This window comes from Pseudomonas sp. SIMBA_067 (assembly GCF_046534675.1).
GTDB classification, from domain to species: domain Bacteria; phylum Pseudomonadota; class Gammaproteobacteria; order Pseudomonadales; family Pseudomonadaceae; genus Aquipseudomonas; species Aquipseudomonas putida.
Map to the genome: position 1 here is coordinate 1 of NZ_JAWRYH010000728.1, position 259 is coordinate 259.

Annotated in this window: 1 protein-coding gene; it reads left to right on the forward strand. The window is 47.5% G+C overall.

Annotation, left to right across the window (positions count from 1 at the left end):
- Positions 1 to 8: 8 nt before the first annotated feature.
- The gene (locus SB765_RS31080; protein WP_410932683.1) at positions 9 to 113 is read left to right on the forward strand and encodes a cold shock domain-containing protein; all 105 of its coding nucleotides are present in this window, start codon (positions 9 to 11) and stop codon (positions 111 to 113) included.
- The last annotated feature ends 146 nt before the right edge of the window (positions 114 to 259 follow it).

The window sequence follows — 259 nt, forward strand, 5'->3', positions numbered from 1 at the left end:
TCACTGCCATCCAGAGCAATGAATTCCGCACGCTGAACGAAAATCAGAAAGTTGAATTTTCTATTGAGCAGGGGCAACGTGGCCCCGCGGCAGCGAACGTTGTTACGCTCTAAGGTTGCCGTTATTACTCAACATCTCCATTTCCGCTGTCCATGTTGTCATGGTTCACAGTACCGTACATCGGCATTCGATGTGACGGAGCGAAACCCTTTGGGCGCTAAGTGTATTTTTTGTAAATCGACGATGATCACCTTTGATA